This window comes from Pseudomonas sp. S37 (assembly GCF_016658545.1).
Classification (GTDB): Bacteria; Pseudomonadota; Gammaproteobacteria; order Pseudomonadales; family Pseudomonadaceae; genus Aquipseudomonas.
In genome coordinates this window covers 1-18,684 of the sequence record NZ_JACVZC010000024.1, presented here as the reverse complement: position 1 = coordinate 18,684, position 18,684 = coordinate 1, and the positions used below count along the sequence as shown (strand labels likewise).

The window sequence follows — 18,684 nt, the reverse complement described above, 5'->3', positions numbered from 1 at the left end:
TACGCCGACTTCAACTGCGGAAAACCGAGGCCCAAAGAGGCCCACCGCTCCCCATCCACCTCACTGACTGCCCCATGTACACCAAAAATTTCGTCAACCCGTGCCCCGACTGGGCCACGGCGTTACTCAACGGCTTCAGCCAGGTGCTGCTGCTGCGCAACCCTCTGTGCGGCCTGTGCTGCCTGCTGGCCATTCTGCTGACTGCCCCCGCCCTGGTCGGCGGCGCCCTGCTCGGCGCCCTCGCCGGCCTGCTGACTGCACAACAACGCGGCTACGACCGCGCCGACCGCCAGGCCGGGCTGTACTGCTACAACGGCGTACTCATCGGCATCCTGATCAGCGCCGTGCTGCCCTGGTCGGCCATCCTGCCGCCACTGATCATCGCCGCTGGCGGCCTGTCCAGCATCATCACCCACCAGTGGCGCAAGCGCGGTGGCAAGCTGCTGGTTGCCTACACCGCACCGTTCGTGCTGCTTGGTTGGGTTGCCCTGCTGTTTGCCAGTCCCGCCCCCAACGGCTTCGTCGAAGCCGACCCGCTGTATGCCCTGGCCCGCGGCGTGGGGCAGATCTTCCTGCTCGACCAGCCCCTGGCCGGCTTGCTAATTATCGTCGGCATGTTCATCGCCAACCCCTATGCGGCGATGTGGGCGGTGATCGGCTCGGCCATAGGTGGCGGCCTAGCGCTGCTCGCCGACCAGGCGCAAGCCGCATGGCTGGGCCTGTATGGTTTCAACGCGGCACTGGCAGCATTGGCTTTCAGCAGGCAGGGTGAAAAACCCTGGGTGACGCTGCTTGCCATCGCCCTGGCCTTGCTGTTGCAACCGATTTTCAAGTTGCTGCCGGTAGCCGGCCTGACCGCGCCCTTCGTTATCGCCTGCTGGTTGATCCATGTTGGTAGTTCGTTGATGGAACCTCAACTGAGCGCAAATTCGAAATCGGACTAGGAAACTCCGAATAGATGTTGGCCTGCGCAAGTGGGCTACCACCTCCTTGCAAGGTCACGTTAGGAAGTGGTGGATGCACTGTCATCAGCTTGAAACCGGTGGTCAATGTTATAGCGCTGCTTCTTGCCTCGTTGCGCCAAAGAATGTAAAGGTTCTTACGATTGAGATAATCGCCCGCAGGCACTTGCTCTTGCTGCGAAGTCTTAATTGATATGCCAGACTCTCCCGAACTGATCACGAGCTGGCTGACGCTCTGGTCCGCCTGTCGGAATACGGTAATTTTTTTTCCTTGCTCCAACTGTTTGATGAACGGCTTCAACTTCAATGTGAGCTTGTTTTTCTTGAGTAAAGCGGTCAGCCCTGTGCCCGCTCTGCCCGTTCTATCGACCCTGTTTATCGGATCGCCGTTGCAATACGCATAGGCATTGATACCTCCCTCTTCGAAGGGGCTCGCAACATCAGGACTACGGAAACGCATCAAGCCGGCGGTGAACAATCGGTAGCCATTGCCCAATGGATAATCGGCACTTTTTCCAACCCGCCAGTAACCGCAGAATCCCAAGAGCCGCTGTCGAGACTCGGGACACTCATACCCGTAAGGGCTGTAGGAAACTGCTATTGGCCAAATGTGGTTAGTCATAATTCCTCCTCAGCCTGGACCCATTCTCAAGGAAATGCAGACCGCAAGGTACTAGCAAAAATGCCAGGGCTTGCCTTCCGCCTGTCCTTGTAGTACCCAAATGCTGCCTTTACTCTTGTCCCCTCCGACTGATCACTTATCGAGCTCTATGTCCGCTTCACAAAATCTCCGCGAACGCCTCTACATAATGGTCTTCCAGACCGACACCGTAGCCGGCCGGCGCTTCGACAAGATCCTCCTGCTGATCATCCTGGCCAGCCTGGTCACGGTAATCCTCGACAGCATCGACGAGGTGCACCAGGGCTACGCCGGCCTGCTGGCCGGTATCGAATGGGGCTTTACCGCGATCTTCCTGGCCGAGTACCTCACCCGCCTGTACTGCTCGCCCAAACCGCTGCGCTATGCGTTCAGCTTCTATGGCCTGGTCGACTTGCTGGCGATCGTGCCGGGGATCATTGCGCTGTACTACAGCGACGCCCAGTACCTGCTGATCATCCGGGTGATCCGGATGCTGCGCATTTTCCGCGTGCTCAAGCTCAGCCCGTACCTGAAGCAGGCCCATTACCTGATGGAGGCGCTGCGCGGCAGCAAGCAGAAGATCATCGTGTTCCTGGTCACGGTATCGACCCTGGTGACGGTGTTCGGCACGCTGATGTATGTGATCGAAGGGCCGGAGCATGGCTTTACCAGTATCCCCAAGGGCATCTACTGGGCCATCGTTACCCTGACTACCGTGGGCTTTGGCGACATCGTGCCGAAGACGCCGCTGGGGCAGGTACTGTCGTCGCTGGTGATGATTACCGGTTATTCGATCATTGCGGTGCCGACCGGGATCTTTACTGCAGAGCTGGCCAATGCCATGCGCGGGGAGCAGTTGCAGCATGATTGCCCGGTCTGCCGCAAGAAGACTCATGAGCATGGGGCGGCGTTCTGTTCCCGGTGTGGGAATGGGTTGTTTCCCAAGCTGTGATGTTGCCTGTACTGGCCTCTTCGCGGGTAAACCCGCTCCTACAACGGCCGGCGATACGCTGACAATGTAGGAGCGGGTTCACCCGCGAAGAGGCCGGCACTGCCAACGATATAACCAAAGTCATTTTTGTTCTTTAACCCCCACAAACCCACCCGCTATAGTCGCTGGCAATCTGCCCCGACAAACTTCAAGAACAAGGAAGCAACGTGAAAAAACTCTTCACCGCCTCGCTGCTCGCTGCAGGCCTGGCCCTGGGCAACCTCGCCCAGGCCGCCCCTACCCTGCTCAACGTTTCCTACGACGTGATGCGCGACTTCTACAAGGACTACAACCCGGCCTTCCAGAAGCACTGGGAAGCCGAGCACAAAGAGAAGGTCAACCTGCAGATGTCCTTCGGCGGTTCGAGCAAGCAGGCGCGGGCGGTGATCGATGGCCTGCCGGCCGACGTCATCACCATGAACATGGCCACCGACATCAACGCCCTGGTCGACAACGGCAAGCTGGTGCCGGACAACTGGGTGACCCGCCTGCCGAACAACAGCGCGCCGTTCACCTCGGCCACCGTGTTCATCGTACGCAAGGGCAACCCGAAAGCCCTGAAAGACTGGCCCGACCTGCTCAAGGACGGCGTGCAGGTGATCGTGCCCAACCCGAAAACCTCGGGCAACGGCCGCTACACCTACCTGTCGGCCTGGGGCTACGTGCTCAAGCAAGGCGGTGACGAAGCCAAGGCCAAGGACTTTGTCGGCAAGCTGTTCAAGCAGGCCCCGGTGCTGGACACCGGTGGCCGTGCCGCGACGACCACCTTCATGACCAACCAGATCGGTGACGTGCTGGTCACCTTCGAGAACGAAGCCGAGATGATCGCCCGCGAGTTCGGCCGCGACCAGTTCGAAGTGGTCTACCCGAGCGTGTCGGCCGAAGCCGAGCCACCGGTGAGTGTGGTTGACAAGGTGGTGGCCAAGAAAGGCACCCAGGCCGTGGCCGAGGAATACCTGAAGTACCTGTGGTCGCCAGAAGCCCAGGAGATCGCCGCCAACAACTACCTGCGCCCGCGTGATGCGACGGTGCTGGCCAAGTACACCGACCGCTTCCCGAAAGTCGACTTCCTGTCGGTGGAGAAGACCTTTGGTGACTGGCGCACCGTGCAGAAGACCCACTTCAACGATGGTGGCGTGTTTGACCAGATCTACACCAACAATCAGTAATTGATTCAGGCAGGCCTGGCCCTTTCGCGGCTAAAGCCGCTCCTACACCCGATCGCGATCCCCTTGTAGGAGCGGCTTTAGCCGCGAAGAGGCCAGCCCAGGCAACACACAGCCCCTCAGACAACACACCCAATCGAACTTTCCCACCCCTCCAGCCTCAGTTCCTTGAGTAACCCTGCCCCGCTCACCCCGGCCCAAGGAGTACTCCAGTGCTGCGCTACCTCTCTACCCTGCTGCTCGGCTGCCTGCTGAGCACCCACCTGCTGGCTGCCGACCCCGCCCCCACCGAAGAACAACCCGCCGAGCCCGAACCGGTACTGCAAGGCGGCCTGCTCGGCGCCCTGGCCGATGGCCTGGACAGCGCCGCCCAGGAGCTGGACCTGGACGCCCACCTGGTCGATGCCTGGCGCCTGCGCACCGACCGCGCCGCCAAGGAGGTGGAACGCCTGGTTGACCGCCATTCGGCCAGCGACTCGCTGCAACTGGCCGGCAACTTCCTGTTGCTCACCCTCACCTGGGCGGCCGCCTTCGCCCTGCTCACCAGCCTGGGCCGCTGGGTGGCCAGGCGCACGTCAGGTACCCCCTGGCTGCGCGAGCGCAAACGCGCCAGCAGCCTGCTCGGCTACCTGCTGCCCTACACCCTGCCAGCGCTGGCCAGCCTGCCACTGACGCTGTACGTCAGCCGCTTCCTCGACCCCTCGGTGGCCCGCGCACTGGGGCTGAGCCTGGCCTACGCCACCAGCAGCGGCCTGTTCTCGACCTCGATCATCCTCTGCCTGGTCACCCTGTTCGACGCCGGCCACAAGCGCCCGGCCGTGGCCGTAATCAAGCGCCTGGCGCCACGCCCGCTGTTCCTCATCGGCTTCCTCGCGGCCTGGAGCGACGCCCTGACCAGCCCACAGATCGCCCGCCAGTTGGGCGGCAACATCACCGCCAGCGTCGCCGTGATTACCGGCCTTACCGCCACCTTCATCTTCGCCAGCCTGGTCATCCGCTTGCGCCGCCCGGTCGCCCACCTGATCCGCAACCGCGCGTTCAAGGACCGCGTGCAACACCGGGCCGTGCAGGAAACGCTGCGGATCTTCTCGGCGTTGTGGTACCTGCCGATCCTGCTGATGATCCTGGTCTCGGCGGTTCACTTGGTCGGCGCCGGCGCAGAAAGCCAGAAGGCCCTGCAGAAAGCCTTGCTGACCACCGTGTTGCTGGTCTCGACCGTGTTCCTCAGCACCTTGCTGCAACACCTGCTGGCCCCGCGTGAAAGCGACCCGGCGCAGCGCGTGCGGCCCTACAAGGAACTGCTGCGCAGCCTCGCCCACGCCTTGCTGCGCATTGCCATGGCCGTAGCGTTCATCGAGCTGCTGGGGCGCATCTGGGGCTTCTCGGTGATCGACTTCGCCCTCAGCAACAGCCTGGGCCAGGCGATCAGCAACTCGCTGTCGAGCATTGGCCTGATCCTGCTGGTCACCTGGCTGTTGTGGGTGGTGCTCGATACCGCCATCCAGGAAGCGCTCAAACCTGCCGTCGGCCGGCGCAGTGCGCGCCAGCCGAGTACACGGGTGCGGACCATCTTGCCAATGCTGCGCAACGCCATCAAAGTGATCCTGATCGTTATCTGCACCATTACCACCATGGCCAACCTGGGCATCAACGTCGCGCCGCTGCTGGCCGGTGCCGGGGTGATCGGCCTGGCCATCGGCTTCGGTTCGCAGCAACTGGTGCAGGATGTGATCACCGGGTTGTTCATCCTGATCGAGGACACTATCTCGATTGGCGACTGGGTGGTACTCGACTCCGGCCATGCCGGCACCGTCGAAAGCCTGACCATCCGCACCCTGCGCCTGCGCGATGGCAAGGGCTTCGTACACTCGGTGCCGTTTGGCCAGATCAAGGCGGTTACCAACCAGTCGCGGCAGTTCGCCTATGCGTTCTTTTCGGTGCAGTTCACTTATGACAGTGATGTGGATGCGGCACTGGGGCTGATCCATGAAGTAGGCAAGTCGATCAGCGAAGACCCGCTGCTGCGCATCAACCTGCAGGGGCCGCTTCAGGTGTTCGGGGTCGATCGCATGGACTTGAACGGGTTTGTGCTGACGGCGCAATTCCGCACCATTTCCGGGGGGCAGTATGCAGTGAGCCGGGCGTTCAACGAGCGGCTGAAGAAGCGGGTGGACCAGACGGAGAATGTGAGTTTTGCCCAGGTGTATCCGCTGCCGGTGCAGGCCCTTGGGGCTTGATGTTGCCTGTGCCGGCCCTTTCGCGGCTAAAGCCGCTCCTACAGGGGTACACCTCACCTTGTAGGAGCGGCTTTAGCCGCGAAAGGGCCAGCAATGGCAACATCACACTTGGCGGAATACCAACGCCTTGAGCCCCCCCGCCAGGTCCACATCGGGAAACTCCGGCGGGTTCTCCAGCCGCTCCACAAACACCAACGAAGGCGCCTGCTCGGCCATCCCCTCGATCAAAAACTCCGGCCCGATCCCCGGGTCGTTCACACAGGCCAGCACCGTCCCACCCGCGCTCAACAACTCCGGCAAACGCCGCAGGATCTTCGCGTAATCCTGGGTCAGTACAAAGCTGCCGCGCTGGAAGGTTGGCGGGTCGATGATGATCAGGTCGTATGGCCCGTACTTGCGCACCTTGCCCCACGACTTGAACAGCTCATGCCCCAGATACGCCACCCGCGAGGCATCATGGCCATTCAGGCGATGGTTGTCCCGCCCCCGCGACAGGGCCGACTTGGCCATGTCCAGGTTCACCACCTGCTCGGCGCCGCCGGCAATCGCTGCCACCGAGAACCCGCAGGTGTAGGCAAACAGGTTCAGCACACGCTTGCCCGCCGCCTGCTCACGCACCCAGCGGCGGCCATAGCGCATATCGAGGAACAGGCCGTTGTTCTGCCGCACGCCCAGGTCCAGCAGGTAGGTCAGGCCGTCCTCGACCACTTCGCGTTGCTGGCAGGGCTCGCCCAGCAACCACTGGCCCGGGCTGTCAGGCAGGTAGCGGTGCTGGATGATGATGGCCTGGCCAGTCCACTGCGGGCGTTCGGCCAAGGTACGCAGCATGGCTTCCAGTTCGGCCAGCTGGCCCTCGGGCGGCTCGCGGAACAGGGCCACCGACAGCACGCCTTGCAGCCAGTCGACGGTGACCTGCTCCAGGCCCGCCCAGCAGCGGCCGCGGCCGTGGAACAGGCGGCGGGTTTCCTGCGGGGCAGGGTCGAGGGCGGCGAGCAGGTGTTGCTCGAGGGTGGCGATTGGGGATGTCATGACGGGTCGCAGGCTGGCAAAAAGCAGCATTCTACCTTGCCGGCCTCTTCGCGGGTAAACCCGCTCCTACAGGGTGCCGCGTCGGCCGGAACCACCAGCCTTGTTGCATCCCCGCCGCCGCCAGCAAGATCAGCCCCACGCCCAGCCACTGCAACAGCGCCAGGCGATGCCCGAACGCCACCCAGTCCACCAATATCGCCGCAATCGGGTAAATGAACGACAGCGCCCCGGTAAACGCCGTGGGCAAGCGCTGGATGGCGCTGTACAACAGCACGTACATAAGACCGGTATGCACCATGCCCAAGGTCAGCAAACTGGCCAGCGCCGGCATTTCACCCGGCAACCCGCCCAGCTTGACCCACGGCGCCAGCAGCAACACCCCGGTGGTGACCTGGATCAGCGCAATCAGGTGCGGCGGCGTGCCGCTCAGGCGCTTGATGATCAACGCCGCAATGGCATACAGGAACGCCGCCCCCAGCGCGAAGGCAATGCCTTGCAAATAGTCCCCGCCACCGCCCTGCCCCGCACCATGGGCACTGACGATGGCGAGCATGCCAAGGAACGCCACACTCAGCCAGGTCAGCTTGGCCAAGGTGATCTTCTCGCCCAGAAACAGCGCCGCCAGCCCCACCAGCATGAACGGCTGCACGTTGTACACCGCCGTGCCGATGGCAATCGACGCGCGCGAGTACGAGGCGAACAACAGCAACCAGTTGCCGACAATGGCCACGCCGCTGGCCATCGCCAACAGGAACGCCGTGCGGCTGATCACACCCGAGCGCAGAAAGCCGAAAGCGGCGCAAATCACCAACAGGGTCACGGCGCCGAATACGCAGCGCCAGAACACCACTTCCAGCACCGGTTGGCCCGACACCAGCACGAACCAGCCGATGGTCCCGGAAATCAGCATGGCAGCGACCATTTCCAGCGAGCCACGGCGCAATGAACTGTCCATCTCACACCTCCCGTCAACGATGGCACTAGTATGCAAAGGCTGCCTGCCCGCCTTCCAGCGGATATCCAAGGCAGATCGGCAAGCTTGCCTTTACTATCAAGGCAAATAACCCGAATGGCCTATTGAGGTAAGCATGACCGATAGCATCGACCAACTGCTGATCAATGCACTGATGGAAGACTCACGCCGCTCGCTCAAGGCTTTGGCGCAGATCAGTGGGCTGTCTGCGCCCAGCGTCAGCGAGCGCCTGCGGCGGCTGGAAGAACGCGGCGTGCTACGCGGCTACACCGTGGAAGTCGACCCGCGCGCCTTTGGCTACCAGTTGCAGGCCATCGTGCGCATTCGCCCGCTGCCGGGGCAGTTGCAGGAAGTGGAGCGACAGATCATTGCCCTACCCGAGTTCACCGAATGCGACAAGGTTACCGGCGAGGACTGCTTCATCGCCCGGCTGCATGTGCGCTCGATGGAACAGCTGGACACCCTGCTCGACCGCATCAATGTGCTGGCCGAGACCAACACCGCGATCATCAAGAAAAGCCCGGTGAAGCGGCGGTTACCGCCGATGGATTGATGTTTTCCTGTTCTGGCCTATTCGCGGGTAAACCCGCTCCTACATCGGTACGTGGCACCTTGTAGGAGCGGGTTTACCCGCGAAGAGGCCTGCACAGGAAAAAGCTGACTAATTTTTGTACACAAGAATGTCACCTTAAGCGCCATTTTTGTGTGCACTTTTCAAAGTAACGCCCCAATACGTTACACCTTCCTCGCAACTAATTTTGACCAAATGATCAACTAAATAGCGATCCTGAAAATTAAACCTGTTCATTTGGTCAACTTATAATTCCAGCATTTCATTAACTTATCTTTCAACAAGATACATTCCAAATACCGGCCCGCCGAAAGTCGACTTTTCCTTGGCACAGAAATGGCTTTTGTGTGTTCGTGTTTTGTATACAACCCAAGCAAAACATAAATACACAAGAACCCGCGACGCCGACCCAATGTTGGCCGCCGCGCCCAGAACCCTGTGATGCCAACGCTGCACCGACGAGATGGCGAGCCCGTGCGCATGCCCGCTCATCGCAGTCCATGTGCATCAGGAGTCCGCCGGAATGAGTAGCAGCCTCGACCTTGCCCCTGAACAATCCGTCGCCAGCACCCACCCCGCTTCCACCCTTACTGGCCAACAGCCGGAACTTGCCCTGAGCCCGCGTTTACATAACCGCGACCTCGCGCCAACCCGCAGCGAAGGACGGCGCTGGGGTGGCTATAGCATCTTCGCGTTGTGGACAAACGATGTGCACAATATCGCCAACTATTCCTTCGCCATGGGCTTGTTCGCCCTTGGCCTGGGTGGCTGGCAAATTCTCTTGTCGCTGGCCATTGGCGCGGCGCTGGTGTACTTCTTCATGAACCTGTCCGGCTACATGGGGCAGAAAACCGGCGTACCGTTCCCGGTTATCAGCCGCATCGCCTTTGGCATCCACGGCGCGCAGCTCCCGGCTCTGATCCGTGCAGTCATCGCCATTGCCTGGTTCGGCATCCAGACCTACCTGGCCTCGGTGGTGCTGCGCGTGCTGCTCACCGCCGTATGGCCGCAACTGGCCAGCTACGATCACAACAGCATCCTTGGCCTGTCGAGCCTGGGCTGGGTGTGTTTCGTAGCGATCTGGCTGGTGCAGTTGGTGATCCTTGCCTACGGCATGGAGATGGTGCGCCGCTACGAAGGCTTCGCCGGCCCGGTAATCCTGCTGACCGTCGCGGCGCTGGCAGTGTTCATGTACGTCAAGGCCGATGCACACATCGCCTGGTCGGTGGCCGAGCCGCTGAGCGGCTACGAGATGTGGCGCAACATCTTTGCCGGCGGCGCGCTGTGGTTGGCGATCTACGGCACTCTGGTGCTGAACTTCTGTGACTTCGCCCGTTCCTCGCCGTGCCGCAAGACCATCCGCGTCGGCAATTTCTGGGGCCTGCCGGTGAACATCCTGGTGTTCGCGGTGATCACCGTGGTGCTGTGCGGCGCGCAGTTCCAGATCAACGGCCAGATCATCGACAGCCCGACGCAGATCGTCGCCGCCATCCCCAGCACACCGTTCCTGGTACTCGGTTGCCTGGCCTTCCTGATCGTTACCGTGGCGGTGAACATCATGGCCAACTTCGTCGCCCCGGCCTTCGTGCTCAGCAACCTGGCGCCACGCCACCTGAACTTCCGCCGCGCCGGGCTGATCAGCGCCACCCTGGCAGTGCTGATCCTGCCATGGAACCTCTACAACAGCCCGTTGGTGATCGTGTATTTCCTGTCGGGCCTGGGCGCCCTGCTCGGCCCGCTGTACGGGGTGATCATGTCCGACTACTGGCTGCTGCGCAAAGGCTGCATCAACGTGCCCCAGCTGTACAGCGAAGACCCGGCCGGCGCCTACCACTACAGCAAGGGCATCAACCTGCGCGCCGTAGCCGCCTTCGTACCGGCCGCACTGCTGGCCATCATCCTGGCCCTGGTGCCCAACTTCCACAGCGTGGCGCCGTTCTCCTGGCTGATCGGTGCCGGCATCGCCGCCGCCATCTACCTGCTGATCGCACCCCGCAACCGCCAATACCACGACGTCAGCGGCGAGTGCATCGCCGTCGACCACAGCAGCCATTAATCAGGGAGGACTGCCCATGCGTATTCTGATCGCCAACGTCAACACCACCGAAGCCATCACTGAAGCCATTGCCGAGCAGGCCCGTGCGGTCGCCGCGCCCGGCACTGAAATCATCGGCCTTACCCCGTGGTTCGGCGCCGAGTCGGTAGAAGGCAACTTCGAAAGCTACCTGGCTGCCATTGCGGTGATGGACCGGGTGCTGGCCTACGATGGCCCTTATGACGCCGTGATCCAGGCCGGTTATGGCGAGCACGGCCGCGAAGGCCTGCAGGAACTGCTCAATGTACCGGTGGTGGACATTACCGATGCCGCCGCCAGCACGGCCATGTACCTGGGCCATGCCTACTCGGTGGTGACCACCCTGGACCGGACTGTGCCGCTGATCGAGGACCGCCTGAAGCTATCCGGCCTGTATGACCGCTGCGCCTCGGTACGGGCCAGCGGGCTGGCCGTGCTCGAACTGGAAGCCGACCCGCAACGGGCAGTGGAAGCGATTGTCGAGCAGGCCGAGCGCGCCGTGCGTGAGGACAAGGCCGAGGTGATCTGCCTGGGTTGCGGCGGCATGGCCGGGCTGGACGAGCAGATCCGCCAGCGCACCGGTGTGCCGGTGGTGGATGGGGTGAGTGCGGCGGTGACCATTGCCGAATCGCTGGTGCGCATGGGCTTGAGTACCTCCAAGGTACGCACCTATGCCACGCCGCGGGCGAAGAAGGTGATCGGGTGGCCGATGCGGTTTGGCCGTTAAGGCATCTTTAGCCTGTACCGGCCTCTTCGCGGCTAAAGCCGCTCCCACAGAGACCCCACAGGGTTCAGGTTTGTGGTGACCCTGTGGGAGCGGCTTTAGCCGCGAAGAGGCCGGCCCTGCCAACCCACCATTCTGGCCAACCGCTGCGCACTGCCACAGGCCAGGGTGAACCCCAAAGCCCCATGCCCCAGGTTCAGCCACAAATTGCGATACACCGTGCCGCCAATGATCGGCACCCCGGTCGGAGTCGCCGGCCGCATCCCCGCCCACTCCACCGCCTGGCCATAATCCGCCGCCCTCGGCAATGTCTCCAGCGCCAGCCGCCGCATGCTTTGCAACCTGCGCTGCTCCACCGACTCATCGAAACCGACAATATCCACCATCGCCGCCACCCGCAGCTGCTGCCCCAGGCGGGCGTAGACGATCTTGCGCTCGTAGTCGGTAAGGCTCACCTCCGGCGCGCAGTGTCCGGCAGTGATCGGCGCCGTCAGGCTGTAGCCCTTCAACGGGTAGACCGGAATCTGCAGGCCCGGCAAGCCCAGCCCCGGGCCGCGATGCCCGGCGCACAGCACCAACTGCTGCACGGCCAGCTGCTCCTCGCCCAATTGCAACGCTACAACTTGGTCCTGGCGCGAAACCAGCTTCGTCACCGTCTGGCCAAGCACAAAGCGGCACTGACCCGAAGCGCGTAACAGCGCCTCCAGGCGTTTGCAAAACAGGTGACAATCGCCGACTTCTTCGTCTGGTGTGTACACGCCACCCACGAACGGTGCGCCATCCAGTGCGGGTTCCAGTGCCCGCAGTTCGGCTGCCGTCAGCACTCGCTGGCCCGCTGGATCCGTCAATTGCTCTCGACCATGGGCAAAAGCCTTTTCGCTCCGGAAAGCCACCAGCTTGCCATTGCGCCGCCAGGCAAAATCACCCAGGTTCTGCTGTTCGCGCCATTGCGCCAGCACGCGTTGGCTGTGTAGCGCTAACTCCAGTAATTGCCCGGCATTGCGGCGATTGACGCTACGCCGACAGGCCAGGCTAAACGCCAGTAGCCAGCGCCACTGCGCCGGGTCCAGGCGCAAACGCAGGCGCAGCGGCGACTCACCCTGCAGCAACCAGCCCAATGCCTGCCACGGCACCCCGGCATCGGCCAGCGGCGCCACGTAGCGATAGGACAACTGCCCGCCATTGGCGAAGCTGGTGGCCGAAGCCAGGCTGTCGCGACCCTCTATCAGGTCGACGCAATACCCCTCACGAACAAGCGCGTAGGCCGTCGCCAGCCCCACCACCCCACCACCGATTACCGTTACCTGCTGCGTCATCGCTCATCCCTGTTCCAGCATCCTGCCCGAACAGTAACAGCGGATCAGGTCGGGCAGCTATGCGCACCGCCATTCAGGCCTTGGCGCACGTTGCGGCTGAGCAGGCTGGCCTTGCCATCATGCCAGGTCAGGGTCAGTACATAGAGGGTATCGAAGTCGTCGCCGCTCCAGTCTTCGGTGATCACCCGGTCTTCACCCAGGGCCTTGCCGGCAACGGTATTGATCAGTTCTGGCAGGTAGCCATGGGACCAGGCGGTGTACACGGTGGCATTGCGGTATTTGTTGCTGAGCAGTTCATCGGCCAACTCGTCGGTGTCGTTGGCGCCGTAGTCGATGTTCACTGGCAAGCCGAGGCGGATGGCGCTGGGGGTGATGGTCATCAGCGGGCGGATGTAGCTGTAGCTTTCATCCTTGCTGCCCTCTTCGACATGCCGCGACGGGTTGGCTGCAAACACGTAATCGGCCTTGCCGAAACGCTCGGGCAACACCGTGGCCAGGTCCAGCGCCCGGTTGAGGCCCTGGCAGTTCAACTGGCCCAGGCCCTCGCCCGGTTTCTCGGCATGGCGCAGGAATACCAGCGTCTGAGTACCATCCACCGGCTGCGCACGGCTTTCGACAGCCTCCAGCGCCAGCGGTACGGCGACGGCTGTCAGCACCAGGCTCAGCAGCAAGTGACGGCGACGGCGGAAGAATGTTGGCAACTTCATCAAAACAGGCTCGTGTGGCAGAGAAATCGGGTTTACCCGCCACATCGCCCCGCCGGTTGCAGGGCGCCTTTAGTAGTGAATGCCATCCTTGGCAACGAGTGAGGGTCAGAGTGCCCTGAACCCGTTTGGTTCCTCCCTGGAGGTGGATGCCGTTCCCTAGGCAAGGCCTAGATTAGGGGATGGGTGTTGCACAAATGTGTAGGGTGCAAGAACCTGGGGTTTCAAGATGGTGCAGGAAATGTACGGCTGAAGGGGAGCGTTGTTGCCGAGAACGAGCGCCGCCCGCGCGGCGCTCGGTTTTAACAATCACACACCTCTATAGCCCTAGCCCTGGCGCCCACAACTCAATCATCCCGCGTCAGCACTTCCAGCAACTCGATCTCGAAAGTCAGGTCCGAATTCGGTGGAATCGCCCCCACACTGCGCTCGCCATAGCCCAGGTGCGCCGGCACCAGCAGCTTGCGCTTGCCGCCCACGCGCATGCCCATCAGGCCCTGATCCCAGCCTTTGATCACCCGGCCGGTGCCGATCACGCACTGGAACGGCTTGCCGCGCGACCAGGACGAATCGAACTCGCTGCCATCGGCCAGCCAGCCGGTGTAGTGGGTAGTGATCAGGGCGCCTTTGACGGCGGCTTTGCCATCACCCTCGACCAGTTCGATGATCTGCAGCTCTTGGCTCATGGGCATACTCCAACGCTTGAAAACAAAGCCGCCCTTTTCTCAGGAATGCACCGGTTTGGCAAGCGCGCGTGGCGTTTCGTGCTGGCGCATCGACCACAGCACACCGCCCACCACCAGCACGATCGCCGCCGCCTCCAGCAGGCTCGGCCCGGTCTGCCGCCAGAGGAAGGCGTACAGCAGCGCGAACAGGGTCTCGAACACGATCAGTTGACCACTCAAGGTCAACGGCAAGCGCTTGGACGCGGCATTCCACAACGCCATGGCCAGCCACGACCCGAGCACCGCGCAGCCCAGGCTGGCCGCCCAGAACAGCCACCAGCGTGACAGGGGCGCTTCTACCTGCAGTTGCTGCGGTTGCCACACCGCAAGGCCGGCGACCATCAACAGGCTGGCCACGCCCGTCATGACCCCGCACAGCACCGACCACTGGTGGCTGTCAAAATGCCCGCACTGTTTCAGGTAGCGGCTGTTCTGCACGGCGTACCAGGTCCAGCAGGCCAACGCTGCCAGCGCATAGAGCAGGCCCATCAACTTGTCGCCGATGTCGCCGGGGGCGAAGGCGAAGGTTTCCAGGTTGATGCACAGCATGCCGGCGAGGATCAGTGCCAGCGGGCCGACCAGCCGCGACAGGGGCACCGCGCCACTGTCGTTGCGACCGTACAAGGTGATGGTCAGCGGCAGCACACCGACGATCAGCGAAGCCGGGGCCACGCCCAGGCGCTGGATCGCTGCAACCAGGAACACGAAGTACACCAGGTTGCCGATCACCGCCAGGCGCAACAGCATCCATGCATCGCTGGCAGTCAGTTGGCGCAGCTGGCGGGCCATGGGCAGGGCCAGCAACAGCGAAATCACGCCCACCATCAGGTAGCGCACGCTGCTCAGCAGCATCGGGTTGAACTCGGGCAGCAGCTCGGGAACCATCAGCACCATGCCCCATAACGCACCGGCCATGCCGGCATACATCACACCGCGTTTCACCTGTCTGCTCCTGTTTGAAGATGAGCGCAGGCTACCTGTACGCGGGGTGTCGGGCAAAAGATCAATTTGCATGGTGGCATTCCCTGGAGGAATGGCTCGGGGCAAATTATGATGTTGCCAGTGCATTCATACAGTGGATCGGAATCGACCATGAGCCGCTACAGCCGCCATCTGCCCCCGCTCGACACGTTGATCGCCTTCGAGGCAGTAGCTCGCACGGGCAGCTTCACCCGTGCCGCCGGCGAGCTGTACCTGACCCAGAGCGCAGTGTCCAAGCAGATTCGCCTGCTCGAAGACCAGCTCGGCACCCAGCTGTTCGAACGCCGCGCCCGGGGCATTGCCCTGACCACCGCCGGCGAGCAATTCCACGGTTTTGTCGAACCCATGCTGGACAAGCTGCTGGCCAATGTCCAACGGCTGAAAAGCGGCCACGGCAGCCGCAACGTCAGTGTCATCTGTACCCACGCCGTGGCTCAGTACTGGCTGTTCCCGCGCCTGCTGCGCTTCAACGAACAGCACCCCGGGTTGACCGTGAACATACACGCCAGCAATGACATCAATGAGAGCCTGGTGGCCGACTACGACTTCGGTATTCTCTACGGGCATGGCCGCTGGCGTTCGCTGCAGGCCAGCAAATTGTTCGACGAAGTGATCTACCCGATTGCCAGCACTAACTGGGCCCTTAGCCAGGTCGACAGCCTTATGGCGCTACAAGGGTTGCCCCTGATCCAGTTGGACGCTTCGGCCTGGAACTGCCTGGACTGGCACGACTGGTTCGCCCACTTTGGCCTGCGCTACCAGGCACCGGCCGACGCGCCGACCTTCAACCAGGTGAACCTGGTGTTCGACGCGGTGATGCAAGGCATGGGCGTGGGTCTTGGCTGGGAGTCCATGGCCCGCGACCGCATCAACAGCGGCCTGATCCGACAGGTGTGCGATTTCGAGGTGCGCACCGGCCAGGCCGACTACCTGGTGCATGACCGCCAGACCCTGCCCTCGCCTGCCGCCCAGGTGTTTGCCGAGTGGCTGTTGGCGCAGGCCTGAATCAGCTGTTCTGCTCGAACACCTCCTGGCCGGTCAGTTGCCTGGTCTGGTTGGCGAAGCAGTACCAGGCGGGTTTCTCTTCGACGAAAATCTGCATGTTGAAATCCCAGTCCTGGTCGCCGTCGAACAGGCCGACCGGTATGGCATGGAAGTCATTGGCCTTGAGCCGGTAATACAGATGCGTACCGCACTGGCCGCAAAAAGCGCGCTGTGCCCAGTCGGACGAGTCATAGACGCTAGGCGCACGCCCCTCGATCAGCGGCGGCTTGCTGCAATCAACCACCAGCAGTGGGCCGCCGGTCCACTTGCGGCACATGCTGCAATGGCAGGCGCTGATGTGGGTGTTGTCGACGGTGACGGTGAGCCGGGTGGCGCCGCACAGGCAGGTGCCGTGTTTTTCCAGGGCCATGGCTGGCTCCTTGAACGGGGGTTGGGCCAGCAATTATAGATGCGCGTTTTTTGTAGGAGCGGCCTTGTGTCGCGATGGGCTGCAAAGCAGCCCCGGGGTTTATGCAATAACGCGAAAATCGCGGGGCCGCGTTGCGGCCCGATCGCGACGCAAGGCCGCTCCTACAAGGACAGCGTTGGCCGTCAGATGAAGACCGTACCGCGCAGATACAACGCCGCCCGCCCACTGATGATCACCCGCCCATTACCCGGCACTTCACACAGCAACTGCCCCTTGCGCGCCCCGCCCTGCTCGCACGCCAGCACCTGCTTGCCCAGCCGCTCGGCCCACACTGGCGCCAGCGAGGTGTGCGCCGAACCGGTCACCGGGTCTTCATTCACACCAACGTTGGGGCCGAACCAGCGGGTGACGAAATCAAAGCCACGCCCAGCTGCAGTCACGGCAATGCCGCGCACATCGAAGGCCGACAGCGCAACGAAGTCTGGTTTCAGCGTATCGAGCAGCAACGCGTCGTCAATCACCACCACGTAATCGTCACTGCGGTACAGCGCCTGCGCCTGGCTCAGGCCCAGCGCCTGCAACAGGCCCGCCGGGACTTCCTCGGCGACGGGCTGCTTGGCCGGGAAATCCATGGCCAGCAGGCCATCGGCGCTACGGCTGACGCGCAGCTCACCGCTGCGGGTATTGAAGCGCAGCACCTTTGCCTGCTCCCCCAGTTGCTCGAACAGTACATAGGCCGAGGCCAGGGTGGCGTGGCCGCACAGGTCGACTTCCACGGTCGGGGTGAACCAGCGCAGGTCGTAGGTTTCGCCATTGCGCACGAAGTAGGCGGTTTCCGACAGGTTGTTTTCTTCGGCGATGCGTTGCAGTACATCGTCCGGCAGCCAGCTTTGCAGCGGGATCACCGCCGCCGGGTTGCCACCGAACGGCTCAGCGGAAAAGGCATCGACCTGGAAGATTTCGAGTTGCATGCACACGCTCCTTGTTGCCCGGGCGTTGCCAGGCAGATGTCTGAATAGGGTTACGGGCGTACCGGAGTCAATACCGGCTCACCGGCAAAGAACGCCTGCAGGTTGCGCAGCACCAGGGTCACCGTGTCGCGCGCCGCCTCTGGTGACTGGCCGGCTACATGGGGCGTTAGCACGGTGTTGGCCAAGGCTTTCAACGCATCGGGCACTGCCGGCTCGTCGTCGAACACATCCAGCGCGGCGCCGGCCAGTTGGCCACGTTGCAGTGCGGCAACCAAGGCCTGGGTGTCGACCACGCTGGCCCGGGCGATATTCACCAGATAGCCCTCGGCGCCCAAGGCCTCCAGCACCTGGGCATCGACCAGGTGCCGGGTGTTGGCACCACCGGGGGTGGCTACGACCAGGATATCCACGGCATCGGCCAGGTGTTGCGGGCTGTCGTACCAGGTGTAGGGCACATCCTGGCGGGGCGTGCGGCTGTGGTAGCTGATGGGCATGTCAAAGCCGAGGTGGGCGCGTTTGGCGATGGCCAGGCCTACTGCGCCGAGGCCGAGAATGCCCAGGCGCTTGCCGCTGACCGAGGGGCTGATCACCCGGTTCCACTCGCCGCGCCGGGTGCTGGCATCGCCGCGGGGGATGTCGCGCAGCAGGGCCAGCAGCAGGGCCAGGGTGTGGTCGGCAACGGCAGCAGCATTGGCCCCGGCGCCGTTGGTGACGGTAATGCCACGGGCGGCGGCAGCGGCCAGGTCGACTTGCTCGTAGCCGGCACCGATGACGCAGATGATCTGCAGGTTGGGCAATGCGTCGATTTCGGCGGCGGTCAGGCCCAATGGGCCACGGGTGAGCACGGCGTCGATTTCATTGGCGTGGCGCTGGATGGCATTGGCCCGCTGTTGCGGTGAGGGGGCACGGATGAGGCGGTAACCGGCCTGCTCGAGCATGGGCAGGTAATCATCGACGGTTTCCACCAGTACCAGGACTGTCTTGTGCATGCCACCTCCGGTCAGTTCGAGGGGGCATTATGCGGAGTCAGTGGCCAGTACAGTCAATAGCAATAACGAGTCAAAACTGTACTGTACCGCTGTAGCTATAGCTGTTGCTGTTGCTCTGGCTGTTGCTCTGGCTTTTGATCTTGATCTTGATCTTCGCGACTTCAGGAGGCCGGAGAGAGGGAACCCCGGAGCGCAGCGTAGGGGCCGGATGACGGGA

The 18,684-nt window shown here is 62.6% G+C and carries 18 protein-coding genes; 8 read left to right on the top strand and 10 right to left on the bottom strand.

Annotation, left to right across the window (positions count from 1 at the left end; translation table 11 throughout):
- Positions 1–74 precede the first annotated feature (74 nt).
- Positions 75–944, top strand: a complete 870-nt coding sequence (locus IAE39_RS10815; RefSeq protein WP_201202116.1) for an urea transporter — start codon at positions 75–77, stop codon at positions 942–944.
- On the opposite strand, the gene IAE39_RS10810 is transcribed toward IAE39_RS10815, so the two are convergent.
- A complete protein-coding gene (locus IAE39_RS10810) occupies positions 868–1,584 on the bottom strand; it encodes an RHS repeat-associated core domain-containing protein (RefSeq protein WP_201202115.1) in 717 nt (238 codons plus the stop codon). The genes IAE39_RS10815 and IAE39_RS10810 overlap by 77 nt on opposite strands.
- A 148-nt stretch (positions 1,585–1,732) precedes the next feature.
- On the opposite strand from IAE39_RS10810, the gene IAE39_RS10805 reads away from it, so the two are divergent.
- The 3 genes from IAE39_RS10805 to IAE39_RS10795 all read left to right on the top strand — a co-directional run bounded on the left by IAE39_RS10805 (position 1,733) and on the right by IAE39_RS10795 (position 5,996).
- Positions 1,733–2,554 carry an ion transporter gene (locus IAE39_RS10805; RefSeq protein WP_201202114.1) on the top strand — a complete coding sequence of 274 codons (822 nt, stop codon included), beginning with the start codon at positions 1,733–1,735 and terminating at the stop codon, positions 2,552–2,554.
- Positions 2,555–2,760: 206 nt separating this feature from the next.
- Positions 2,761–3,762, top strand: a complete 1,002-nt coding sequence (locus IAE39_RS10800; protein WP_201202113.1) for a sulfate ABC transporter substrate-binding protein — start codon at positions 2,761–2,763, stop codon at positions 3,760–3,762.
- 209 nt (positions 3,763–3,971) lie between these two features.
- Positions 3,972–5,996: a mechanosensitive ion channel family protein gene (locus IAE39_RS10795; protein ID WP_201202111.1), complete on the top strand. Its 2,025-nt coding sequence runs from the start codon at positions 3,972–3,974 to the stop codon at positions 5,994–5,996.
- Positions 5,997–6,098: 102 nt separating this feature from the next.
- Here IAE39_RS10795 and IAE39_RS10790 read toward each other — a convergent pair whose 3' ends face one another.
- Both IAE39_RS10790 and IAE39_RS10785 read right to left on the bottom strand, forming a co-directional pair.
- Positions 6,099–7,025: a class I SAM-dependent methyltransferase gene (locus IAE39_RS10790; protein ID WP_442968435.1), complete on the bottom strand. Its 927-nt coding sequence runs from the start codon at positions 7,023–7,025 to the stop codon at positions 6,099–6,101.
- A 31-nt stretch (positions 7,026–7,056) separates the two neighbouring features.
- Positions 7,057–7,980 carry a DMT family transporter gene (locus IAE39_RS10785; RefSeq protein ID WP_201202106.1) on the bottom strand — a complete coding sequence of 308 codons (924 nt, stop codon included), beginning with the start codon at positions 7,978–7,980 and terminating at the stop codon, positions 7,057–7,059.
- A 133-nt stretch (positions 7,981–8,113) separates the two neighbouring features.
- Between IAE39_RS10785 and IAE39_RS10780 the strand changes: the two genes are divergently transcribed.
- The 3 genes from IAE39_RS10780 to IAE39_RS10770 all read left to right on the top strand — a co-directional run bounded on the left by IAE39_RS10780 (position 8,114) and on the right by IAE39_RS10770 (position 11,370).
- On the top strand, positions 8,114–8,551 hold the full coding sequence (locus IAE39_RS10780; protein ID WP_201202103.1) for an Lrp/AsnC family transcriptional regulator: 438 nt from the start codon (positions 8,114–8,116) through the stop codon (positions 8,549–8,551).
- A 541-nt stretch (positions 8,552–9,092) separates the two neighbouring features.
- Positions 9,093–10,625 carry an NCS1 family nucleobase:cation symporter-1 gene (locus tag IAE39_RS10775; protein ID WP_201202102.1) on the top strand — a complete coding sequence of 511 codons (1,533 nt, stop codon included), beginning with the start codon at positions 9,093–9,095 and terminating at the stop codon, positions 10,623–10,625.
- A 16-nt stretch (positions 10,626–10,641) separates the two neighbouring features.
- A complete protein-coding gene (locus IAE39_RS10770; RefSeq protein WP_201202101.1) occupies positions 10,642–11,370 on the top strand; it encodes an aspartate/glutamate racemase family protein in 729 nt (242 codons plus the stop codon).
- Between the two features lie 95 nt (positions 11,371–11,465).
- Here the strand turns inward: IAE39_RS10770 and IAE39_RS10765 are convergent, their stop codons facing one another.
- The 4 genes from IAE39_RS10765 to IAE39_RS10750 all read right to left on the bottom strand — a co-directional run bounded on the left by IAE39_RS10765 (position 11,466) and on the right by IAE39_RS10750 (position 15,054).
- Entirely contained in the window at positions 11,466–12,683 is a 1,218-nt protein-coding gene (locus IAE39_RS10765; RefSeq protein WP_201202100.1) for a D-amino acid dehydrogenase, read from the bottom strand.
- Positions 12,684–12,727: 44 nt separating this feature from the next.
- Positions 12,728–13,390: a histidine phosphatase family protein gene (locus tag IAE39_RS10760; RefSeq protein WP_201202099.1), complete on the bottom strand. Its 663-nt coding sequence runs from the start codon at positions 13,388–13,390 to the stop codon at positions 12,728–12,730.
- A 344-nt stretch (positions 13,391–13,734) separates the two neighbouring features.
- The gene (locus IAE39_RS10755; RefSeq protein WP_201202097.1) at positions 13,735–14,073 is read right to left on the bottom strand and encodes an FKBP-type peptidyl-prolyl cis-trans isomerase; all 339 of its coding nucleotides are present in this window, start codon (positions 14,071–14,073) and stop codon (positions 13,735–13,737) included.
- Positions 14,074–14,112: 39 nt separating this feature from the next.
- Positions 14,113–15,054, bottom strand: coding sequence for a DMT family transporter (locus IAE39_RS10750; RefSeq protein WP_201202095.1), 942 nt, complete (start codon positions 15,052–15,054; stop codon positions 14,113–14,115).
- Between the two features lie 150 nt (positions 15,055–15,204).
- Here IAE39_RS10750 and IAE39_RS10745 point away from each other — a divergent pair, with 150 nt between their 5' ends.
- Complete coding sequence (locus tag IAE39_RS10745) at positions 15,205–16,098, top strand: LysR substrate-binding domain-containing protein (RefSeq protein ID WP_201202093.1); 894 nt, start codon at positions 15,205–15,207, stop codon at positions 16,096–16,098.
- 1 nt (position 16,099) lies between these two features.
- Here the strand turns inward: IAE39_RS10745 and IAE39_RS10740 are convergent, their stop codons facing one another.
- From IAE39_RS10740 to IAE39_RS10730, 3 genes are all read right to left on the bottom strand, one after another.
- Entirely contained in the window at positions 16,100–16,507 is a 408-nt protein-coding gene (locus tag IAE39_RS10740) for a GFA family protein (protein WP_201202091.1), read from the bottom strand.
- Positions 16,508–16,689: 182 nt separating this feature from the next.
- The gene (locus tag IAE39_RS10735; RefSeq protein WP_201202089.1) at positions 16,690–17,478 is read right to left on the bottom strand and encodes a PhzF family phenazine biosynthesis protein; all 789 of its coding nucleotides are present in this window, start codon (positions 17,476–17,478) and stop codon (positions 16,690–16,692) included.
- A gap of 50 nt (positions 17,479–17,528) precedes the next feature.
- Positions 17,529–18,467: a 2-hydroxyacid dehydrogenase gene (locus IAE39_RS10730; RefSeq protein ID WP_201202087.1), complete on the bottom strand. Its 939-nt coding sequence runs from the start codon at positions 18,465–18,467 to the stop codon at positions 17,529–17,531.
- Between the last annotated feature and the right edge of the window lie 217 nt (positions 18,468–18,684).